We start from the raw sequence: 23,423 nt of genomic DNA on the forward strand, positions 1-23,423 counted from the left end.
AGCTTGACCAAAAAGAAAAATTTACTACTACTAATTTAATATATCAAAAAAAACAAAAAGGGACATTTTGATTTTGTTAAAAAGGGGACATTTTTAATTTGTCTTGACACGCCCTCATCAAGCGCTTGATTATTTAACACCCATGAGATATATTGAGAATCACAATGAGAATCTTAAACAAAAAGTGTTACCTATGTGCCCAGCCAGCACAAGCTATTGTCAACTATATTTGTACTATGATACAATTCTGTCCCATGAGATTCTCAATGGGATTTCCAATCGTTTTTTCAGTATGGTCTGTCCAGCGATGTCTGTTCTCTAGTAATATCATGTTTATAATGCCTAACATATCAAAGCGTTAAGGAGGTTATTTTATGCCGAAAAGGACTGATATTCATAAGATTTTAATTATAGGTTCCGGCCCCATAATTATAGGGCAGGCATGTGAGTTTGACTATTCAGGCACTCAAGCGTGTAGAGCGCTTAAGGAGGAAGGGTATGAAGTAGTGCTTGTAAACTCTAACCCTGCTACTATTATGACAGATCCTGGCACGGCTGATAAAACATACATAGAGCCGCTTACTGTAGAAAGTCTTGAAGAAATTATCAAGAAGGAGAAGCCGGATGCGCTTCTTCCTAACCTGGGAGGGCAGACAGGACTTAATCTTGCATCCAGTCTTTACAGCTCAGGAGTATTGGAAAGATATGGAGTTGAACTCATTGGCGTTAAAGCAGACGCTATTGAGCGTGGAGAAGACAGAATTGCATTTAAGAAGACAATGAATAAATTAGGCATATCTCTTCCCAAATCTGATCCGTGTTATTCTGTGGAGGAAGCTGAAAATATAGCAGAGAAGCTTGGATATCCTGTTGTATTGCGGCCTGCTTATACATTAGGCGGAACAGGAGGAGGAATTGCCTACAATGTAGAAGAGCTAAAAACTATTGTAACGAGAGGTCTTGCAGCAAGTCTTGTACATCAGGTTCTGGTTGAAGAATCTGTTTTGGGATGGGAGGAATTAGAGCTTGAGGTTGTAAGGGACCAGAAAAATCAGAAGATTACAGTCTGTTTTATTGAAAATATTGATGCTATGGGCATACATACAGGAGATAGCTTCTGCTCTGCGCCTATGCTCACAGTTCCACAAGCTTTACAGAAGCGTATGCAGGAGATTTCTTATAAGATTGTTGATGCTATTGGTGTTATAGGCGGCACAAATGTTCAGCTTGCGCATAATCCTAAGGATGACAGATTAGTAGTAATAGAGATTAATCCCAGAACATCGCGCTCATCTGCTCTTGCTTCAAAAGCTACTGGATTTCCAATAGCCCGTATCTCTACAAAGCTTGCTGTTGGTATTACAATGGACGAAATTCCATACTGGAAGAAAGGAACTCTTGAGAAATATGAACCAAGCGGAGAGTATGTAGTAATTAAATTTGCGCGCTGGGCTTTTGAAAAGTTTCCGGGAGCCAAGGATATACTTGGAACACAGATGAAGGCTGTAGGCGAAGTAATGAGCATAGGAAAGACATATAAAGAATCCTTTCAAAAAGCTATCCGTTCTCTTGAAATAAACAGATGCGGACTTGGCAGAGCTAAGAACTTTAAAACACTTTCTCTTGAAAGACTGAAAGAGAAATTAGCAAACCCCTCCAGCGAACGCATTTTCCTGATGTATGAGGCGCTGCGCAAGGGTATGAGTGTAGAAGAACTTTACCAGATGACCTACATCGGACGCTGGTTTATTAAAGAGATGAAGGAACTTGTAGAATTTGAGGAAGAATTAATCAAAAACACATGGAAAAATCTTCCTGAGGGGAAATTGGCTAAAGCAAAGGAGTGGGGATTTTCAGATAAATATCTGGCAGGCCTTTTTGAAGTAAAAGAAAAAGAGGTCAGACAAAAGAGAATCGCCATAGGCAAATGCGGATGTTTTGAGGCCGTCCCTGTAAGCGGAGTAAAGAATGCTGCTTACTATTATTCCACCTACAACGGGAAAGATTCGGTTCCTGTATCATCAAAAAAGAAAATAATGATTTTAGGCGGCGGGCCTAATAGAATCGGACAGGGTATTGAATTCGATTATACGTGTGTGCACGCAGCTTTTGCTTTGCGAGATGAGGGGTATGAGTCAATTATGGTTAACTGCAATCCTGAAACCGTATCTACTGATTATGACACTTCAAACAAGCTTTATTTTGAACCTTTAACAGTTGAAGATGTCCTCACAATTTATGAAAAGGAGAAACCGGAAGGTGTTATTGTTCAGTTTGGCGGACAGACCCCTCTGAATATTGCTCAGGAATTAAAAAATAATGGTGTAAAAATTCTTGGGACAACACCTGAAAGCATACATCTTGCAGAGGATAGAGAGCGTTTTAGAGAAAAAATGATTGCTCTTAATATCCCACAGCCGGAGAGCGGCATAGCGCGTTCATTAGACGAAGCTCTTATAACCGCTAAGAAGATAGGATATCCTCTTATGGTACGCCCATCTTATGTGTTGGGAGGGCGTGGAATGCAAATTATTTATGATGAAGCTATGCTGAGAGATTATGCCATTGAAGCCATTCAGGTTAGTCCGGAGCATCCAATGCTTATTGATAGATTTCTTGAGCAGGCTGTAGAGGCAGAAGTTGATGCTATTTCCGATGGAGAAAATACATTTGTAGCAGCTGTTATGGAACATATAGAACTAGCAGGTGTTCATTCAGGAGATTCTGCATGCGCCATCCCATCAAGAACTATTAAAAAAGAGCACTTAAATACAATAGAGAAATATACATCAGCAATTGCAAAAGAATTAAATGTCGTAGGTTTAATGAATATTCAATATGCAATATGTGATAATAAGGTTTATATACTGGAGGCTAATCCAAGAGCTTCACGCACAGTTCCGGTAGTTTCTAAAGTAACAGGTATTGCAATAGCCCATATAGCAACTCAAATAATGCTGGGTAAGAAGATCAGGGATTTTCCTGAACTAAAACCCTGCAAGCTTCCTTATGTAGCCGTTAAAGAAGCGGTTTTCCCGTTTAACATGTTTCCGGAAGTGGATCCTTTACTGGGGCCAGAGATGAGAGCTACAGGAGAGGTTATGGGTATTGCTGATACATTCGGACTTGCTTTTTATAAGGCAGCAGAAGCAGCCGGTTCAAAGCTTCCACTTAAAGGTAATGTGCTTTTGACAATAGCTGATAAAGACAAACCTTTTTTGATTCCCATTGCACAGCGGATTAAGAAACTTGGTTTTAGTATTTACGCTACAAAAGGCACAGCTGGATTTCTAAAAAAGAATGGCATACAGAATACAGAAATAAAAAAATTACATGAAGGAAGGCCAAATATAACTGACGCAGTCAAAAACAGAGAGATCAATCTTATTATCAATACACCTGTTGGGCGTAGCGGGAAACATGATGATAGTTACATTCGCAGGACCGCAATACAGCACAGGATTCCCTATATTACTTCGATAACAGCTGCAGAAGCCAGTGTTGAAGGGATTGAATCTGTGACTAAAACTAGAAGTTTACCAAAATCTCTTCAGGATTATCTAAAAGAACTTGTTAGAACTAGAGAATAACAATAAATAAAAGGAGCATAGAAAATGGACGGGATATTCGGAGTTGCCCTGAAGAAGGATTGTCAGGAGGTTTTATTTTATGGAACAGATTATCATTCTCATTTAGGAACAGAATATGGGGGACTGGCAGTATTGGGAAAAAGATTGGTTAGAAAGATTCACACAATCAGCGGAGAACAGTTTAAGAGCAGATTCTATGAAGATTATAAGAAAATGAAAGGGAAGTCAGGTATTGGCGTTATATCTACAAGAGAGGAGCAGCCCATATATCTAAATTCAAAGTTTGGGCACTTATGTATTGTCAGTAACGGCTTAATCACCAATTCGGATAGTTTGACTAATGATTTGCGCAGGCAGGGAATCTCATTTAGTGAAACAGCTAAACAAGGAGTAAACAGTACAGAACTGGTTGCAAAATTAATAAATCAGGGCAAGAGCTTAGTTCATGGAATAGAAAATTACTTTAAAAAAATTAAGGGCTCTTGTTCTATCCTGATATTACATAAAGACGGTATCTATATTGCAAGGGATAAACTGGGATATACTCCTTTGGTTATAGGTAAATCTCATGAAGGCTGGGCAGTAACTACAGAAACTTCTGCTTTTTTTAACTTAGGATTTAGTATAGAAAGATATGTTAAGCCGGGTGAAATACTGCTTTTAAAGTCCACTGGGTTTAAGGTTCTCAAAGAAGAGGAGCCGCATCAAAAGACGGATGCATTTTTATGGATCTATACGGGTTTTCCCGCATCGAATTATGAGGGTATAAATACAGAAGAAGTAAGAGAGCGCTGTGGAAAATTTTTGGCAAAAAGAGACAATGTTGAAGCAGATTTAGTAGCAGGAGTTCCGGACTCAGGAACTACGCATGCTATTGGTTATGCAATAGAATCAAGGATACCTTTTAGGCGTCCTCTGGTTAAATATAATCCCGGCTATGGCAGAAGCTACATTCCGCCGTCTCAAAGCATAAGAGACCATATTGCTAAAATGAAGCTGATTCCAATTAAAGAGATAATTAAAGGGAACAGGATCATTTTATGTGAAGATTCAATTGTAAGGGGTACTCAGCTTAAAAACTATACTATCCAGAAGTTGTGGGAAAGCGGGGCAAAGGAAATTCATGTCAGGGCTGCGTGCCCGCCTTTATTGTTTCCTTCTAAATTCGATTATTCTACCAAGAAAAAAGAAGAACTGGTCGCCAGACGTACAATAAGAGCCTTAGAAGGCAAGGATATAAAAGATATGAGTGAATACATTGATTCCAATTCAAAAAAACACAAAAAAATGGTAGATTATATTGCCAAAGAATTAGACGTTACTACCTTAAAATACCAAACCATTGAAGACATGGTAAAAGCAATAGGATTGCCCGAAGAAAAACTTTGTCTTTATGTATGGACAGGGAAGGTCTAATGAATAAAAAAATAGGTTTTGATAATGAGAAGTATCTAAAGGAGCAAACTAAGGCTATTCTTGAGAGAGTTGAGAGAGCTGATAATAAACTGTACCTTGAGTTTGGCGGAAAGCTTGTCTTTGACTTTCATGCTTCAAGGGTTCTACCGGGCTTTGATCCTAATGTGAAGATACGGCTCTTGCAAAAGTTAAAGGATAAGGCAGACATATTGCTCTGTATATATGCCGGTGATATTGAAAGGAAGAAAGTAAGAGCAGACTTCGGAATTACATACGATGCTGCAGTACTCAAATCAATTGATGATTTAAAGGATTGGGGTATTGATATACTGGCAGTTGTAATAACACGTTTTGAAGATCAGCCGGCAACTATAATATTTAAGAATAAATTAGAGCGCAGAAACATAAAGGTTTATACCCATACATTTACAAAAGGATATCCTACGGATGTGAATTTAATTGTAAGTGATAAAGGTTATGGAGCAAACGAGTATATTGAGACTAAAAAACCTCTTGTTGTAGTTACCGGGCCAGGCCCCGGCAGTGGGAAATTAGCTACATGTCTTTCTCAATTATATCATGATTATAAGAGAGGGATGAAAAATGGATATGCAAAATTTGAAACATTTCCTATATGGAATCTGCCGCTTAAACATCCGGTGAATGCGGCTTATGAAGCAGCAACAGCAGATTTAAGGGATTTTAATATGATAGATTCCTTTCATCTTGAAGCATACAACAAGGTAGCTGTGAACTATAACAGGGATGTAGAGGTATTTCCTGTGCTTAAGAGAATATTGGAGAAGATAACCGGATCTGAGTCAATATATAAGTCACCTACTGATATGGGTGTAAACAGAGCTGGTTTTGGAATTATAGATGACGAAATAGTAAAACACGCTGCAGAGCAGGAAGTAGTAAGAAGATATTTTAGATGTGCCTGCGAATATGTAATGGGTCTTGTGGATAAGGAAACTGTGCAAAGGGTGGAGCTAATTATGGAGGATCTTAATCTTAAGCCGGAGGATAGGCTGGTGGTTATGCCAGCACGAAAGGCTATTGAAGATGCTCAACAAAGAGGAGAGGGTAATGAAGGAGTCTTTTGCGGTGCGGCAATAGAATTAAAAGACGGCTTAATCATTACAGGGAAAAACTCCTCTCTTATGCATGCAACATCAAGTCTTATTCTGAATGCTGTAAAAGAGCTGGCGGAAATTCCCGATAAGATACATCTTCTGTCTCCGAACATAATAGATTCCATAGGTAATCTTAAAAAGAATATTTTAAATACGAAAGCAGTGAGCCTGAATCTGGAAGAAACCTTAATTGCCCTTTCTATAAGCGCAACTACGAATCCAACCTCTCAGCTGGCTATGGAGAAGCTGGGGGAACTTAAGGGCTGTGAAATACATATGACACATATTCCAACTCCCGGTGATGAAGCAGGGTTAAGAAAATTGGGGGTTAATACTACCAGCGACCCCGATTTTTCCACAAAGACACTTTTTGTTGAATAGAGTAATTTTTTTAGAATAGGAATAAAAATTTAAAAAAAGGAGGGCGCATAATGGAGAGTACAGTTAAAGTTGATGTGGAAGCAGCAAAAGGTTTAGGACTTACTGAGCAGGAGTTTGCCCAGATCAAAAAACTTTTGGGCAGAGAGCCAAATTTTACAGAATTAGGGGTTTTTTCAGCTATGTGGAGTGAACATTGCAGTTATAAGAATTCACGCAAGTTGTTCAAACTTTTTCCAACCAAAGGTAAACAGGTGTTAATTGGTGCAGGTGAGGAAAATACAGGAATTGTTGATATAGGCGACGGATTGGGCGTTGCCTTCAAGATAGAATCACATAACCATCCTTCGGCAGTGGAACCATTCGAGGCTTCAGCTACAGGTATAGGCGGATGTTTGAGGGACATATTTACAGTAGGAGCAAGGCCTGTTGCAGTGTTAGGTGCATTGAGATTCGGAAGTTTAGATAATGAAAAAGTTAAATTCTTATTTAAAGAGGTAATCAGGGGACTGGCTCATTATGCTAACACTGCAGAGATTAATGCCGTTGGTGGTGACAGCTATTTTGACGAAAGTTATGAAGGGAATCCTTTGGTTAATGCTTTTGCCGTAGGTATTGTAAAACATAAAGATATTGCAAGAGGCGCTGCGTCTGGAATAGGAAATCCCATATATTACATAGGAGGAGACACAGGCAGAGACGGGGTAGGTGGAGCGAGTTTTGCGTCTCAGGAAATTACTGAGGAATCTGCTTCTGATACGAGCAGCGTTGCTATAGGTAACGCAGAGCTCGGGAAACGCTTGAGAAAGGGGTGTCTGGAACTAATAGAAAAAGGCCTTATTGTTGGGATGCAGGATATGGGAGCTGCCGGGCTTACTTGCTCATCCTGCGAAACAGCCTCAAGAAGCGGGACTGGTATTGAGATAGACGTTGCCTTAGTTCCTCAAAGAGAAAAAGGAATGACTCCTTATGAAATCCTTTTGTCTGAATCTCAGGAAAGAATGCTTGCTATATTAAAAGACGGAAAGGAAAAAGAGGCATTAGATATATTGAAAAAATGGAACATCAACGCGGTAAAAATCGGGAAGGTTACAGATGATAAAATGATGAGAGTTAAAGAAAACGGGATAGTGGTTTGCGAAATTCCGCCACAGGCTCTTACAGAAAGAGCGCCTTTGTATGATAGAGATGCTAAAGAGCCTTCTTACTTAAAAGATGCTCAAAATCTGGATAGAAAATCCATAATCGAACCTGACGATTTCAATAAAGTGTTGTTGCAGCTGCTTGATTCTCCGACTATTGCCAGCAAAGAATCAGCATATAAAAACTTTACTGCTATAGACAAGGATGAAGTTATAGTAGGAGCAGGTTCAGACGCAGCTGTAGTTAAAATTAAGGGCACTAAAAAGGCTTTAGCAATAAGTGTGGATTGCAACGGGAGATATTGCTACCTGAATCCTTATAACGGTGCAATGATGGCGGTTGCAGAGGCAGCAAGAAACATAGTCTGTTCTGGTGGAAGACCTCTTGCTATTACTGACGGCTTAAATTTTGGCAGTCCGATGAAACCTGAAAATTACTGGCAGTTTAAAAAATGCATAGAAGGACTTTCCTCCGCGTGCAGGGCTTTAGACACACCTGTTGTCAGTGGTAATGTAAGTTTCTACAACGAGAATCCTAAAGGAGCGATAGATCCGACCCCTATGGTAGGCATGGTAGGTTTGATAAACGATGTAAATAAACATGTTACCCAGGAATTCAAGAATGAAGGTGATATAATAGTTCTTTTAGGTGAAAACAAGGCCGACCTTTCTGGGAGTGAATATTTGTATCTTATTCACAATCAGAAAAAAGGTAATCCTCAGATAGATATACAGACAGAGAAGTCTGTTCAGAAAGCATGTCTTGAGGCAATTGAATCAGGTATTATTAATTCTGCTCATGATTGTTCGGAAGGTGGCCTGTCCGTAACTTTGACTGAATCATGTATCTCAAATTTAAATAAAATGCTTGGTGCTGTAATAGAATTGGATGGCTTAAAAAACAATGATATAAGAATGGATGAAATTTTATTTGGAGAAGCGCCTTCCAGAATAGTGGTTTCTCTAAATAAGGATAAAATGGAGCTTCTTGAAAAAATAGCTCAGAAACATTCCATTGCATATACTATTCTCGGGGAAGTTAGTGGAGAAAATCTGGCAATCAAAGACAATCGAGAAAGTATAATAGATATTTCTGTTAAAAAACTAAGCAATACATGGAGGAACGCAATTCCTTCAAGATTAGAAAAATAGAAAGAAAGGGGATATAACAATGCAACAAGTAAAAGTAATTCCATGTCTGGATATAAAAGACGGACGAGTAGTTAAAGGCGTAAAGTTTGTTGAATTACAAGACGCACGTGATCCTGTAGAAGCAGCAATTGCTTATTGTAACGCAGGCGCAGATGAACTTGTTTTTTTAGATATAGCTGCCTCTGTTGAGACAAGAGCCACACGCCTGGATTGGGTAAAGAAGGTAAAAGAGGTAACCACTGTACCCTTTTGTGTTGGTGGAGGCATAAGGAATTTAGAGGATATGCAAACTCTTTTTGATCTCGGAGTAAACAAAGTATCTATTAATACATCTGCTGTTAAAAATCCCTCTTTAATCAAGGATGCTGCTGAAAAATTTGGCAAAGAAAGAATTGTTGTTGCTATTGACGGGAAGAAAAATCCACCTGAGGATAGCTGCCCGAGATTGGAGCTCCTAATTATGGGTGGAGGGGAGTCGACTGGTCTGGATGTGGTTGAATGGGCAAAAAAGGTGGACCAGTTAGGCGCGGGCGAAATTCTCCTGACCAGCAAGGATGCGGATGGTACAAGAGAAGGGTACGATATTGAGATGACCAAAGCAGTAGTAGAAGCAGTCTCAATTCCTGTTACTGCCTCAGGCGGTGCAGGAACATTAGAGCATCTTTATGAAGTCATAGTCCAAGCTAAGGCAGCCAATGTGTTATGTGCTTCAGTATTTCATTTTGGAGAAATCACAATCCCTGAGACAAAAAAATATCTGAAGGAAAGGGGTATAGCTGTCCGGATGTAATGGATAAAAACAAATTTATTTAAAATTATACAAGCCATGCATATCTGACGAGGATATTACATATGCGGAACTTTTGTATGGGCACAATATTTTGTGCCCTTTTTTCTTTATGGTTTGGGGTGGATGGGGCATGGGGGAGGCAGGCAAGATGTTACAGATAAAAGATCTTAGTAAAAATTTTGGAAATAGGCCGTTATTCAGGGATTGCTCTCTGTTTGTGAAAAGTGGAGAGAGGATTGCTTTAGTTGGAGCAAATGGTTCGGGAAAGACGACCCTTTTCAGGATAATTATGAATAACGAACCTTATGATACGGGAGAGATAATCTTGCCGAATAATGTAAGGGTGGGTTTTTTGCCGCAGGAGATAGATGCAGTAAAAGGCACCACTCTACTTACTGAGGTTATGTGCTGTTGGCCGGAAATAGGGAAGCTGGAGAATAAGATAGAAAGATTAGCGTCTAAACTTGCGGAGACAAAAGGGCCGGCACAGGAGCAAATTCTTCATGATTATGGAAAGGCACAGTCCAGTTTTGAAGCGCTGGGCGGATATAATCTTGAATATCAGGCTAAGAAGATATTATTCGGCCTGGGTTTTAAGGAAAGGGACCTTTCAAGGGCAACAGATGTGTTTAGCGGCGGCTGGCAGATGCGCATTGCTCTGGCTAAACTGCTTTTGAACCCGCCTGAGCTTATGATGCTGGATGAACCGACTAACCATTTAGACCTGGAATCACTCCTCTGGCTGCAGAATTATCTGCTTGCTTATAAAGGCACATTGATATTTACGTCGCATGACAGAGACTTCATCAATCAGGTAGTAACAAGGGTTATCGAGATAGATGCGGCTAACCTTGTAAAGTATAATGGAAACTACGACTACTATCTGAAAGAAAAAGACAATCGCGAAGAAATATTACTTGCTGCCCGTAAGAACCAGGAACGAAAGGTTGAACAGACACAGAAGTTTATCAATAGATTCCGCGCTACTGCGAGCCGGGCAAGATTGGTACAAAGCAAGATAAAAGCGTTAGATAAAATGGAAAAGGTAACGGCGCCAAAGAAGACAAAGCATGTACGTTTTTGCTTCCCGCAACCTCTACGCAGCGGTCATGAGGTAATAACGATTAAGGATCTTTATAAAAGCTATGGTGATAATAAAGTCTATGAAGGTGTTGATCTCAGTATAGGTCGGGGTGATAAAGTCGCCCTTGTTGGATCAAACGGCGCGGGAAAGTCCACGCTCTTAAAAATTTTAGCCGGAGTACTGGAGATTGATAAAGGCTCTCGAATAATTGGGCATAATGTAAATAACGGATATTATCCTCAGCACCGGCTGGATATATTGAACACGCATAATACATGTCTTGCAGAGATAGAAGACGTGTATTACAGTGGCCGCCAGACGGAGATAAGAAAATTATTGGGTAGCTTTCTATTCTCGGGCGATGATGTGTATAAAAAAGTATCCGTCTTAAGTGGCGGAGAGAAAAGCAGATTGGTATTGGTTAAGATACTGGCCAATCCTCCAAACTTTTTACTCATGGACGAACCTATAAATCATCTTGATATTCCCTCACGGGATATTCTCATTGAGGCACTGAGTGAGTTTACGGGCACGCTTTGTTTTATAAGCCATGACGTATATTTTATAAGGAAAGTAGCTAATAAAATCATTGAGATAAAGGATGGAAAACTGAAAATTTATCCCGGAGGCTATGATTATTATATTCACAAAAGAGAGGTGGATGAGAAGAACAGACGGCTTGAAGGGGAGTCCAAACTCGACGACAGAAGAAATTCCGCAAAGTCAGACCGCAAAAGAAATATTTACATACAAAAAACCGAGCTGGACACACTCGGGGAAAAATTTGCGGATACAGAAAAAGAATTGGTTGAATTATCTGTGCGGTCGGAAGAACTAAACAGGCTATTATCTGACCCCGCGATATACAAGAACAATGCTTTTATCTCTCTGGCCAAGGAACAGAAGTCACTTAAGGCAAAGATAGACGAACTTACAGTTAAGTAGGAAAGCTATGCGAAAAAGCTGGCTAATTAGCTGGCTAATTATGAATAAAGCACATTCTATATAAATTTTATCCCAGGATAACTGTTAGAAAAGCAGGAATTGTAATTATAGAAAGCAGAGTTGTTGAATAAATAGCGGATGCTGTAAACTTTTCGTCTCCACCATATTGCTTTATAACAACTGAGGCCGCAATTGCAACAGGCATAATAGCTATTACACTGGCAATTTTTTTACTTATAATCGGCATATTAAAAAAGCTAATCAGTACAAGAATACACGTTGGTATTACTACTAATCTCAATACGTTAATAAATATTACATCTTTATCTTTGAATACCTTGAGATAATTAATATCTGCAAGTACAAAACCAGCTATTAGCATTGCAATTGGAACCGTTATTTGCCCTAGCGCGCTCAATAGTCTTATTAGCACTACACCTAAATCCAGAACTAGTTTTGGACATTGCACACGTAATCCGCTTAAGATCATTCCTAAAACTATTGCAATAAGCGGCATATTGATTATTTTTTTGAGAGAGAATATTCCAATCTTATGGGCAGTAACTATATAGATTCCTAACGTCCATTGAATGAGAATCGTTCCAAGATTACATAGTGCTAGCAGGACTACTCCCTTTTCTCCAAATAAAATTAAAACAATTGGTAAAGGCAGGAGAGAGTAATTGTTTATCATACAAGCATATAAAAATGCGCTCTTTCTGGGCTTTGGTATTCTTCCAATTCTTGATCCAATAATTCCGATAACATAGCCTATAATTACAATTAAAGCGCCAATGAGTATAAGAACCAGATTCTCTTTTATCAGATTCCAATTACATTCTTTCAGCATTGCAGAAAAGAGCAATGCTGGCCATGCAATATTCATTAAGATACTTGAAAGAGATTTTGAGCCTTCGTTAGAAATTATATTGAGCTTTTTTGCAAATACACCAATAAGTATGAGCAGAAACACATAGATTATCTCAGTCCAAACTGACCAGAAAGTTTGTAAATAATGCATGAATATTTTATGTGAGCTCTTCTTCGGATTTTACAATCTCATTAACAGGCACAGTAAACATTATTCCTGTACCCGGTTCTGTAAAATCAATCTCTTCTTCTTTCAAAATTTTCTCTAATTTGGGGAGAAACTTATCTCCCTCAATCAAAGCAAATATTGTTTTTGACGGAGTTTTTTCTTCTCCCATAAGCTGCCTTAATCCAGCGAATATCGGCACTTCATACGCCAAAAACTGGCCCAACCCCATGCTGTCTATAATTGTTGCTCCGCTAACTCCCAGTTCCACAAGAATGGACAGAACATTCTCCAGGTGCTTTTCCTTGTTTAAAACAATGAACAAAAGTTTCATCCCGTTCGACATATCATTCCCTCCATAAAGCCTTAATAACGGCTTGTTTTTTTCTTGCCTATTTCTCCTGCTTTTGATATTGCAATTTTTGTTGTTATCGGGCCTATTATTTCAAAGAAAATTGTGGTTGCAGCAATTGTATTTATAACAAGGACTGCTAAATGCGCTCCTGCTTCTCCTAAAGCTCCAAATTCCTTTGTAGCCAGAATAGCAAGCCCTATAGCAACGCCTGCTTGTGGAAGCAGTCCAAGTCCTAGATATTTTCGAATAACTGGGTTTGCCCCTGCCATTACAGCTCCCAAATGTGCTCCTCCTATCTTTCCAACAGATCTAGAAAGAATATAAATTAATCCTACCAGTCCCATAGCAGGAAGAAGCTTTATCTGAAGATGAGCACCTGCTATGACAAAGAAGACTATAAATATAGATGTAGTAATAAAATTAATCGCCTCATAAGCTCTGCGGTTTGCAAACAGGAAAATGTTGGTGAATACTACAGCCAAGCTCATATTTGCCAGAATAAGAGAAAGATGAAAGTAATTTGATAAACTGGTACATACCAGAATACCTCCCAGAGATATAGCTAAAATCTCCGGCTTTCTATGCAGTTTTCTTAAAAAATATCCAAGAATAATTCCAATTAATCCGCCCAAAAGAATTGAGCCTAATATTTCAATTACAGGCCCTTTTATAATCCCAATAAAGGATATCGAACTGCCAATTAAAAACATCTTTACAAAAGCAGCAACGAATACATAAATTACGACAGCTACCCCGTCATCCAAACCAACAATTGCATATATTGTATTCGTCAGGTCTCCCTTTGATTTATATTCCTGTAGAACTGCGACTGTTCCAGCTGGAGCTGTAGCTGCTGCCAGAGCTCCAAATATCAGCGCAATATGGAACTGATGAGTTAAAAAATAAACGCCCAGTGTTACAAGTAGAACTGCACCAAATGACTCTCCCAAAAGAATTGTTAAAATTCCTTTGCCAAATTTACGTATTACACTAATACGCATTTCGCTGCCAATTATAAAAGCAACAATTCCAAGAGCAAAATCACTAAAAATACTTATTCTATCTAATGCCTTCAAACTAAAGATGTTAAAAACAGAATTCCCTAATAGAAGTCCTGCAAGAAGATATCCAACAACTGAAGGAAGCTTAACCAGCCTGGCAAGCCTCCCTCCAATAAAACCACAGATCAGGGCCAATCCTATAAAAAATAATATGTCCATACTAAATCAGGTTGCCTTCAGCAGCAATTATTAATCTTCAATTTCTCTTATGGCATTCAGTATCTCGCCTGCGTTTTGCGCTTCCAAAAGCTTCTGGCGAAAAGATTCTTTTTTTAACAGTCTGGTGAGATGCGCTAAAACCTGAAGATATTTATTGATATCTTTTTTTGGAGTACCCATTAAAAAAACCAGTTTTACGGGTTTAGCATCTATTCCATTAAAATCAACGCCTTGAGAGGATCTTCCAAACGCAATAATAATATTATTCACAGCGTCTGTTCTGGCATGCGGGATAGCTATTTCATTGCCTATTCCTGTAGCGCCTAATTTCTCCCGCTCAAAAACATCCTTTAAAAACATATCAAAATCAGTAACATCTTCAGAATCTTTTAATAACTCAGCTAGTTCTCTTATTACACCATCCTTTGTTGTATTTTCTAAAGCTAAACAAATCATTTTTTCTGAGATATGGTCTGATATTCTCATGTTTAAAATCTCCTTCTTGATTTAAAAATTTCCCATATTCTACTGCAAACTGGTTTTTTGTAAAGCATTTTTAGGGGCGGACAACAACCGTTGAAGAGGCGCTTTCCTTGAAATATTTTTGCGCAATTTCTTTTATGCTTTCTTTAGTTACAGCCTTTATCCTGCGTTCATATTCGTAGAAATTTTTGTATCCCAAACCATACAGTTCGCTCATAGCTAGAGAGAAGCAAAGCGCTTTGTTTGACTGATGTGTAATTCTATGTTTACCCATAAGATTATTCTTAGCGAGTTGCAACTCAGCATTGCTAACAAAAGCATGTCTAAGTAATTGAATTTCTTCAAACAGGGCTTGTTTAGCCTCTGTGATTTTTTGCGAAATTGTTCCAGCATAAAATACATACATCCCAGGGTCAAACCCCTCCCGGGAAAAAGATCCAACATAATATGCCAACCCTCTCTTTTCTCTTATATTCATCATTAACCGCGACCCAAGGTCGGACAGAATTGCAGTTAACACATCAAATGTGTATCTGTGTGGATCATTAGCTGTAGTAGTCGGAAATCCTATCATAACCAGAGCTTGCTCTCCCTGTTTTTTCTTCTCCTTCTTTCTCTGTTCCCGCTGCATTGGCTCAATTATATTTATCTCTGGGACAAAGTATCTTGCATTAAATCTATTAAAATACTTGGTGAAAGAATCAAAAATTTTATTGCATTCCATATCTCCTACAACAGTAATGCAGGTATTTTTGGGTATACACATAGTTTTATAAAAATTTATGAGACTTAATTTATTTATGTTTAAGAGAGACCTTTCAGTGCCCAGGTTCTGAAACCTGTATGGATGCTTTTTATAGACGGTTTGGCGCATTATATCCATGCCAAGATTAATTATCTCATCTCTTCTTGCTTTTATTTCAGCCAGAACAATAGATCTTTCCTTTTTTATCTGGTCTGGCAAAAATGTTGGATTAATTATTACATCAGCGAAGATATCCAATCCATGTATAAAGTTTTTTTTCAATATATCCATTGAAAATCCGAAGCTGTTATCTCCAGAAAATCCACTAAAGTCTCCACCTGTTGTCTCAAACTCTTCTGCAATTTGAAATGCATCCCTATTTTTTGTTCCTTTTTGCATTACGCGCTGCATAAGATTGCATATACCATTATTGCCGTTGTTTTCATATCTAATGCCGCCTTTAAATAACGCGCAAACAGAAATAATCGGCGTGGTGTGCTTTTCTATTGCTACAACAGCCATGCCATTTATTTTTTTAGTTTCTATATTCTGCCTTTTTGCAGACATTCTTGCTAGACTTATTGTTGCGGGCGTTTTTTGCTTTAATGTAATTATAGACATATTATTTTCTACAAGATAAATTTCAGCAACCCTTTGAATGTCTCCTAGAGTAATTTTATTTATTTCTTCCACATATTTCCGAGAGAAGTGCATATCGCCTGTTAAAAACTCATTTACTATGACACTTCCTGCTATGCTATCTACTGTTTCCATATGACAATAATGGTCAAAAATAACCATTCTCTTTGCTTTAAAAAGATCTTTTTTGGAGAGTCCGTCTCCTTTAATAAGTTCTATTTGTTTTCTGGTTTCTTTAATTGTTCTTTCAATGCTTTCTTCCGCTAAAACATAAGTTATGCCAAAAACCCCTGTGTCTTTTGGAGTATGCGAAAAGCTTTCTACAGAAGAAACTAGTTGCTCTGTCTCAATAAGAGCCTTGTATAAAAACGAACTGCGTCCATGACCCAGTATTATTGAAAGCACATCAAGAGCGTAAGTGTCAGGATGAATAATCCCCGGAATATGAAAGCACATAAACATACGTGGTATATTTACATCCTTCTCTGTATGTAAAATTCTTTTATTAAGTTGTTTTGGCTCTGCGGGAATAATTGTTGGATTTATAGATCTTCTTTTAAAATCCTTGAATGCTTCCTTTGCCATTTTCAGCGCACGCTCATGAGTAATATCCCCTGCAATAGCAAGTATCATGTTATTCGGCACATACATCCTTTTATAATATGCAGTCAGATCCTCTCTTGATAAGTTTTCAAACAGTTCTCTATGTCCTATTATTGGCTCTTTGTAGGGATGAGTATTATATATTGTTTCCCATGCCAGTTTCTGCAAAAGAGTTTCAGGTTCGTCTACACACATATTTATTTCTTTAAGAATAACCTGGTTTTCTTTTTTGCATTCTAAGGCATCGAATGAGGAGTGCATGATAGCATCTGCCTGAATTTCTAGCGCTTTATCAAGAAATTTAGAAGGCACAGTAACATGGTAAACCGTTCGGTCATAGGTTGTATAGGCATTAAGCATTCCTCCCAAATCCCTTATTTGACGAGAGATTTCTCCTACTTTTCTTTTCTTTGTGCCTTTGAACAGCATATGCTCAATATAATGAGATACACCAGATCCCATAAACTCTGATTCTGTAATACTGCCGGCTTTTACTAAGATATAGATAGACACTATTGGAGCACTGTCCTTTTTACATGTAATCACTGTCATTCCATTTTCCAGAACGTGTTTCTCTAAATCTAACGCATGAGTATTCTTCACATCAATCCTCCATGTTGCATTAAAAAATATACCTTCTTACCAACCATCTAAATCTGCTGATTTTATCGACATTCTCATCTGCAATTATACTTGTTTCAGCTATTGTTTTTTTGTCAAGCTTCATCAGCATACATCCAATTCTCTGGCCTTTTTTAACAGGCGCTTGTATTCTATCAAACAAGATCTTTTGTTTAACAATCTTCTTTTTGTCACTTTTTCTTATGACTAACGTTATATCTTTATTGCTAATACCATTAATGTATCTTCTGTCTCCCATTATGACTGGAATATTTTCAAAAACAACATCTTCTTCTTTCATCAGATACAATTTTGTATAATTCTTAAACCCCATATCCATGATTTCTTTTGTTTTATCGAACCGTAGTTCCTTTGTAGGACTGCCCATAACTACAGAAATGAGCCTCATATCGCCTTTTTTTGCAGTAGCAGTGAAGCTCCAGCCTGCCCTTCGGTAATAACCTGTTTTCAACCCGTCAAGCTCAGGAAATGTTTTAAGAAGCTTGTTCGTATTGGTTAAAATAAACTTCCCATTTCTGAATGTGTCTGTTTTTGTATTAGTCCATTCAAGTACTGTTGGATATTTAACAAGTTCTCTTGCCAGAATCGCCATGTCATAAGCAGAGGACATATCTCCGCTATGACCATTCTGGACTTTTGGAAGCCCGTTTGTAGTTTTGAATATAGTATCGTTCATTTTAAGTTCAGATGCTCTCTTATTCATTAACACAAGAAATTTCTTGGTGCTGCCGCTTATATGCTCACTAACAGCAACAGCCACGTCACACGCAGATTTTATCATAATAGCTTTCATCATATCTCTTAACGTAAAAACTTCTCCCTCCTTCAGGTATACTTGTGAGCCTCCTATCATGCTCGCATGTCTTGATACTTTTATTTTCTCACTTAGACTAATCTCACCATGTTTGACCTTTTCCATAACAATGAGTGCAAGCATCATCTTAACCATTGAAGCAGGAGGCAATCTTCTGTGTATATTCCTGGCAAAGAGTATCTTTCCTGTCTCAGCTTCCATAAGTATTGCTGATTTATATTTTCTTGGAGCAGAATGGGCTGGGTTTAAGCTGCAGAAGCTTATGACCAAGAATACTAAAACTGCAGATTTAAAGACTAAATTCATCTTGACCATGCAGGTTCCAAGGCATTCTGTTCCGGAGAAGTTAACCCGTACTTCTCTCCCGTTATGACATCAATTACTTCCATGTATGATATAAAATTCTTTGTAACACTGTAAACAATATGTCTCCCATCGGGAGCCCAAGAAGGATTCTCATGATGTTGCGGTTCATATGTCAACTGATAAACTCCATAAGCATCCAAATTTGCTACATAGATTTGGAAATTCCCATTTTTCACTGATGTATAAGCAATTTTATTAGAGACAGGGGACCAACATGGGTCAGTGTTGTATGATCCTTCAAATGTGAGTCTGATAGTTTTATTATCTGATAAATAAGTTATGTATATTTGAGGGGTTCCAGTACGATCCGAAACAAAGGCTATTTTTTGGTTATCTGGGGACCATGTCGGAGCTGATTCTACAGCTCTGGAAGTTGTCAGGCGCTTAAGAAGTAAATCAGGGAAAGAAACTTTATATAATTCCGGATTCCCATCCTTACTGAGTATTAAGGCTATATTTTTGCCGTCATTTGAGACAGCAGAGGCTGCATTAACGCCTGGATAACAAATTAAAGCTTCTTTCTTGTGATTCTTCAGATTGCAGGTAAATATTTCAGGAGACCTATTTCTATATGAGGTGTACGCAATCTTAGTGCAATCAGGGAACCAGCAAGGTTCAATATTGTTATAATCTCCTGAGGTAATTTGCTCTCTGTTTTCTCCATCATAATCTATTACATATATTTGTTTTATGCCCGCCTTATCAGAAGAAGTATAGGCAACCTTTGAAAATACAATGCTTTTTTCTCCTGTAACTTTTTTTATGATATCACTGGTAATAGTTTTTATTAATAAGCCGGACTGAGAGATCAGCCCTTGATATTTTTTGGCAAATATCTCCTGATTTGCTGATGGAGAATATATCTTTGTTATAAGAACAAGTTTCCCCTTTTTTGTTTTATAGGAGCATTTAATTACTAATTCTGTGGCTTTTGAAACTAGTTTTTGTATGGAAAAATGCCCTGAGTACTTCAGATGTTTTGACAAATCAGCATAAATTGCTTTCTCTAATTTTATATCAGGCTCGGCTCCTTCAACAGCGAAAGCCTCAATAAAGAGATTCACTTTTTTTGCAGATTCTTTAGATATGCTTAATTGAACTTCTGAGGAAAAGCATGGATTAGAATAAAAGATAGACAAGCACATGACAAAGACACAAAATTTTATCAAATTGAATTTAATGTTTCTCATAGTGTTTTAAAAATAATGCTAATATTAAGATATTCCTCTTTCCATTCTGAAGGAAGAGCAGGTAGAGTTCCTACTGACTTTATAGCATTTAGTGCTGAATTATCAAGTAATTTCATGCCAGAAGAATGCTTCACTTTTGCGTTGTCTATAGTACCGTTTTTATTAAGTGTAAAGCTAACTGTAACATATGTCCCCTCTTTTGGTATTATATATCCACTCGGCGGCATCCATGCATTTGATAACTTTGTCTTTATTACAGTTAAATACCATAGATAAGGGAATCTACCGGCGCTGATATGCACATCTTCTTTGCTTATAGGCTGTAGGGATTTTGCTGTCTTATCTTTTTTAATGGGAATATGTTTTGCTGAATCAGATTTATCCATAGTTTTAAGTTTTGTAAGTATTTTTGTCCTTAGTTTGCGTGTGTCTGGTGTTTTTTTCGGCTTTTGAGTGGTTTTAGGGGGCGAAGATCTCTTTAAAGTTTTAACTGGTTTTTCAACCTGTTTTATATCCGGAGTTAATTCAACGAATTGCGGAACTTCAAGCTTTGATGTCTTGTGTTTCACAATTGCAATAAGAACTATTAATAAAATGATACTTATGTGAACGCTTAGAGATATTAGAAAAGCCTTTTTCATATTTAGCGGCTTATATTACGAACTCTGGTTGGAAGACCAACTCTTGAGATGCCTGACTCTTTGACTATATCAAGAACTTTAATTACTTCACCATACTTAACGGATTTATCAGCTTTGATTATTACAGATGTATTTTGAGTTGATTCTACAATTATTTTAAGCCGTTTTCTTAAGGATTCATAAGTTACCTTGGCATTATCCAGATACAGACTGCCATACCTTGATATACTGATTGTAACAGCATCCTTTGAAACATTCATTCTTTCGGATGATGATTGTGGAAGTTGAACATTGATTCCATGAAGCATAATTGGAGTAATCAAAATAAAAACAATTAAAAGAACCATTGTAACATCAACAAGACTTGTAATATTTATCTGGCTGATCGGAGTGTATGAATACAATCTGCTTTTCATAGGTTCTGTGCCCTGACTAATTTCCTTTCTGTAAGAGAAAGGAATTCCCCTGCAAAATTATCTGTTTCTATTGATAACACTCTTAACTGGTTTGAGAAGAAATTGTATGCAACCAGAGCCGGGATCGCTACTACCAGACCTGCTACAGTTGTTATCAGTGCCTCAGCAACTCCCGGAGCAACAGTTCCAATACTTGCAGTGCCTTGCAAACTGACCTGCAGGAAGACGTTAAGTATACCCCATACTGTGCCTAACAATCCTATAAAAGGACTGACTCCTGCAGTTGTTGCAAGAAATCCTAAAAATCTCTCCAGCTTGAAGAATGAATCACTAACTGAACTTAACAGTGTCTTCTCTATGTATTTTAAATCTGAGGCAGTAATATCTTTCCCAATAGAATTAACTTTCTCACACCCTTGTTTATAGACCTGGAATACAGGAGAAAACCTGTGCTCTTCGCCATCCTTAATTGAGAGATTAAACACATTTTCAGAAGAAGAGTTTCTGAATATTCTTAAGAATTGTTTAGACGCGCGCTCTGCTTTTCTAATTGCCCTAAACTTTATAATGATTATAGTCCAGGCTATTACAGAAATTGCAAACAGTAAAAGAACAATTATTCTTCCAACCCACCCTGAATGCTGAAACGACAGAATCAAACTGCTATTCATAGCCCTCCTCACTCCTTCTATATGACAATAAAAATATACTATAAATTGTCATAACACACAAGTAAGTAATTCTCTATTCTCCACATCTGGTCAAACTAAATTTTAATAAAAATTACTTCAGGACTAACTATTGAACTGAATGAAGGTAGGATATATAATCATTGTCAATAAACGGGAGAGAAGAAATGTCTAGAAAAGAAATCAAAATAGAAAAAACAAACTGTAATTTTGAGAGAGAAGCTTTTATCAGACCTTTTGGATTTAAGGGTGGTTATATCACTGAAGCATGGCAATCCATTTCATCTCTAACCAGTTCATCAGGCAAAACCGGTCTGGGTATTGGAACGCAGAGTGTGCTCTGGAGTGATGCATCTGTGTTTAGTTCTCATAGTGAAGCGGGTGGCAATGCCTTGATGTTTGCTATGACAGAATTTGCTTTAAGACGAGCCAAAGAACTTGCGTTTTCTAACCCTATTGAGCTATTGGAAGAACTGGTTCCTCAGGTACATGAGTATGGTAAAAAGATAACCAATAATCCTGATCTAAGACTGACCTTTGCATTAAACTCGCTGGTTGGAGTTGATAATGCCGCATGGATGTTGTTTGCAAAAGAAAATAATGTTACGAATTTTGATGATATGATACCGGAAGAATACAGAGTATGTCTGTCATACAGGCATAAAAAACTTGCCAGTATTCCATTAATGGCTTATGCAATTCCTTTGAAGGAAATTGTAGATGCTGTAAAAGACGGCTACTTCTTCCTAAAGGTAAAAATAGGTTCTGATCCTGATAAGGATGGAGACAGAGAAAAGATGCTTCAGTGGGATATGAAGCGGATTGAAGAGATACATAAAGCAGTTGGAGACACAAGGATTGAGCATACGAAGGATGGTAAGATTCCATATTACTTTGATGCAAATGGCCGTTATGACACAAAGGAAAGGTTACAGAGGCTTCTTGACCATACAAAGAAGATAGGAGCATTTGACCAGATTGCAATCGTTGAAGAACCTTTTCCTGAGGAATATGAAGTAGATGTTAGTGACCTTGGAGTAAAGATTGCAGCTGATGAAAGCGCTCATTCTGACAAGGACGTAAAAAAGCGTATCCAGATGGGCTATGGGGCAATTGCCCTTAAACCCATTGCCAAGACCCTGAGCATGAGTTTGAAAATTCTTAAGGTTGCACATGAAGCAGAAGTTCCGTGCTTCTGTGCAGACTTGACAGTTACTCCTATTCTGGTGGACTGGAATAAAAATGTAGCAGCAAGGATTGGGCCTTTACCTGGTATGAGTATAGGAGTGCTTGAAACAAATGGACATCAGAATTACAAGCGCTGGGAAGAACTTATAAGGTTTCATCCGTGTTCCGGAGCTGAATGGATGAAAACAAAAGACGGCTTATTTAATTTGGATGATGATTTTTACAACCAGAGTGGGGGAATTTTCCAAATATCAGAACACTATCAAAGTTTAGTAGTATAATAAGTCAGAAATTTATTTTCTGTGCAAAATCGCCAAGAAGAGGCATCTTCCAGGTTTCACCAGCAAGCGCTTTTACAATACCAACTACTGCAAATATAATAACAACTATATTCAGGAGCCATCCAATTATTGGGATTAAGGAAAAAACAGTAGCTAATATTGCCAGTACTAATCCTTGTCTTGCATGAAACAAGACAAACTCATTATCCTTCTTAACAAGAAGGACAATCAAGCTTATCAGCCAGAAATAACTGATAACAGCTAGTGCCTTACCTTCTTCAATATCTTTTTTGTCTGTTTCTATTTCAGGCGTAACTGTTGCTTGCTCTACTTTTTTCTTTTCTGCCATTTTAGATCTCCTCTAATTTTCTCATATACATATAAGGATATTAAACTTTTGGCTAGTTGTCAATAGAAACTCCACAATTTATATTGCAAATGAGCAGGATTTATATTATGCTTAAAATTCGATAGGAGAAAAT

The 23,423-nt window shown here is 37.9% G+C and carries 18 protein-coding genes; 7 read left to right on the top strand and 11 right to left on the bottom strand.

The features are described from left to right. The first annotated feature begins 374 nt into the window (after positions 1–374). From carB to Q7J67_09385, 6 genes are all read left to right on the top strand, one after another. Positions 375–3,590 carry a carbamoyl-phosphate synthase large subunit gene (carB, locus tag Q7J67_09360; GenBank protein MDO9465487.1) on the top strand — a complete coding sequence of 1,072 codons (3,216 nt, stop codon included), beginning with the start codon at positions 375–377 and terminating at the stop codon, positions 3,588–3,590. A gap of 24 nt (positions 3,591–3,614) precedes the next feature. After that, positions 3,615–5,006 carry an amidophosphoribosyltransferase gene (locus tag Q7J67_09365; protein ID MDO9465488.1) on the top strand — a complete coding sequence of 464 codons (1,392 nt, stop codon included), beginning with the start codon at positions 3,615–3,617 and terminating at the stop codon, positions 5,004–5,006. After that, the gene (locus tag Q7J67_09370) at positions 5,006–6,523 is read left to right on the top strand and encodes a DUF1846 domain-containing protein (GenBank protein ID MDO9465489.1); all 1,518 of its coding nucleotides are present in this window, start codon (positions 5,006–5,008) and stop codon (positions 6,521–6,523) included. Before Q7J67_09365 ends, Q7J67_09370 begins: the two co-directional genes overlap by 1 nt. A 50-nt stretch (positions 6,524–6,573) precedes the next feature. Continuing rightward, on the top strand, positions 6,574–8,814 hold the full coding sequence (purL, locus tag Q7J67_09375) for a phosphoribosylformylglycinamidine synthase subunit PurL (protein ID MDO9465490.1): 2,241 nt from the start codon (positions 6,574–6,576) through the stop codon (positions 8,812–8,814). A 19-nt stretch (positions 8,815–8,833) separates the two neighbouring features. Further along, on the top strand, positions 8,834–9,604 hold the full coding sequence (gene hisF / locus Q7J67_09380) for an imidazole glycerol phosphate synthase subunit HisF (protein MDO9465491.1): 771 nt from the start codon (positions 8,834–8,836) through the stop codon (positions 9,602–9,604). Between the two features lie 148 nt (positions 9,605–9,752). Beyond that, on the top strand, positions 9,753–11,633 hold the full coding sequence (locus tag Q7J67_09385) for an ABC-F family ATP-binding cassette domain-containing protein (protein MDO9465492.1): 1,881 nt from the start codon (positions 9,753–9,755) through the stop codon (positions 11,631–11,633). Positions 11,634–11,700: 67 nt separating this feature from the next. On the opposite strand, the gene Q7J67_09390 is transcribed toward Q7J67_09385, so the two are convergent. The 10 genes from Q7J67_09390 to Q7J67_09435 form a co-directional block, all read right to left on the bottom strand. Continuing rightward, on the bottom strand, positions 11,701–12,654 hold the full coding sequence (locus Q7J67_09390) for an AEC family transporter (protein ID MDO9465493.1): 954 nt from the start codon (positions 12,652–12,654) through the stop codon (positions 11,701–11,703). A 7-nt stretch (positions 12,655–12,661) separates the two neighbouring features. After that, positions 12,662–13,015, bottom strand: a complete 354-nt coding sequence (locus Q7J67_09395; GenBank protein MDO9465494.1) for a hypothetical protein — start codon at positions 13,013–13,015, stop codon at positions 12,662–12,664. A gap of 20 nt (positions 13,016–13,035) precedes the next feature. Further along, positions 13,036–14,244 carry a cation:proton antiporter gene (locus Q7J67_09400; GenBank protein ID MDO9465495.1) on the bottom strand — a complete coding sequence of 403 codons (1,209 nt, stop codon included), beginning with the start codon at positions 14,242–14,244 and terminating at the stop codon, positions 13,036–13,038. A 30-nt stretch (positions 14,245–14,274) separates the two neighbouring features. Further along, complete coding sequence (locus tag Q7J67_09405; protein ID MDO9465496.1) at positions 14,275–14,730, bottom strand: PTS sugar transporter subunit IIA; 456 nt, start codon at positions 14,728–14,730, stop codon at positions 14,275–14,277. 70 nt (positions 14,731–14,800) lie between these two features. Beyond that, entirely contained in the window at positions 14,801–17,317 is a 2,517-nt protein-coding gene (locus Q7J67_09410) for a pitrilysin family protein (GenBank protein ID MDO9465497.1), read from the bottom strand. Between the two features lie 19 nt (positions 17,318–17,336). After that, the gene (locus Q7J67_09415; protein ID MDO9465498.1) at positions 17,337–18,476 is read right to left on the bottom strand and encodes a D-alanyl-D-alanine carboxypeptidase family protein; all 1,140 of its coding nucleotides are present in this window, start codon (positions 18,474–18,476) and stop codon (positions 17,337–17,339) included. After that, complete coding sequence (locus tag Q7J67_09420; GenBank protein MDO9465499.1) at positions 18,473–19,681, bottom strand: hypothetical protein; 1,209 nt, start codon at positions 19,679–19,681, stop codon at positions 18,473–18,475. Before Q7J67_09420 ends, Q7J67_09415 begins: the two co-directional genes overlap by 4 nt. Positions 19,682–19,722: 41 nt before the next feature. Then, positions 19,723–20,367, bottom strand: a complete 645-nt coding sequence (locus Q7J67_09425; GenBank protein MDO9465500.1) for a TonB family protein — start codon at positions 20,365–20,367, stop codon at positions 19,723–19,725. A gap of 2 nt (positions 20,368–20,369) precedes the next feature. Next, positions 20,370–20,783, bottom strand: a complete 414-nt coding sequence (locus Q7J67_09430; GenBank protein ID MDO9465501.1) for a biopolymer transporter ExbD — start codon at positions 20,781–20,783, stop codon at positions 20,370–20,372. Continuing rightward, positions 20,780–21,454: a MotA/TolQ/ExbB proton channel family protein gene (locus Q7J67_09435; GenBank protein MDO9465502.1), complete on the bottom strand. Its 675-nt coding sequence runs from the start codon at positions 21,452–21,454 to the stop codon at positions 20,780–20,782. The genes Q7J67_09430 and Q7J67_09435 overlap by 4 nt, the downstream gene beginning before the upstream one ends. A 185-nt stretch (positions 21,455–21,639) precedes the next feature. Between Q7J67_09435 and Q7J67_09440 the strand changes: the two genes are divergently transcribed. Beyond that, positions 21,640–22,941 (top strand): enolase C-terminal domain-like protein, encoded by a 1,302-nt coding sequence (locus tag Q7J67_09440; GenBank protein ID MDO9465503.1) that lies wholly within the window; start codon positions 21,640–21,642, stop codon positions 22,939–22,941. 4 nt (positions 22,942–22,945) lie between these two features. Here the strand turns inward: Q7J67_09440 and Q7J67_09445 are convergent, their stop codons facing one another. After that, positions 22,946–23,290 (bottom strand): hypothetical protein, encoded by a 345-nt coding sequence (locus tag Q7J67_09445; GenBank protein MDO9465504.1) that lies wholly within the window; start codon positions 23,288–23,290, stop codon positions 22,946–22,948. Between the last annotated feature and the right edge of the window lie 133 nt (positions 23,291–23,423).

This window comes from bacterium, assembly GCA_030652805.1.
Classification (GTDB): domain Bacteria; phylum JAHJDO01; class JAHJDO01; order JAHJDO01; family JAHJDO01; genus JAHJDO01.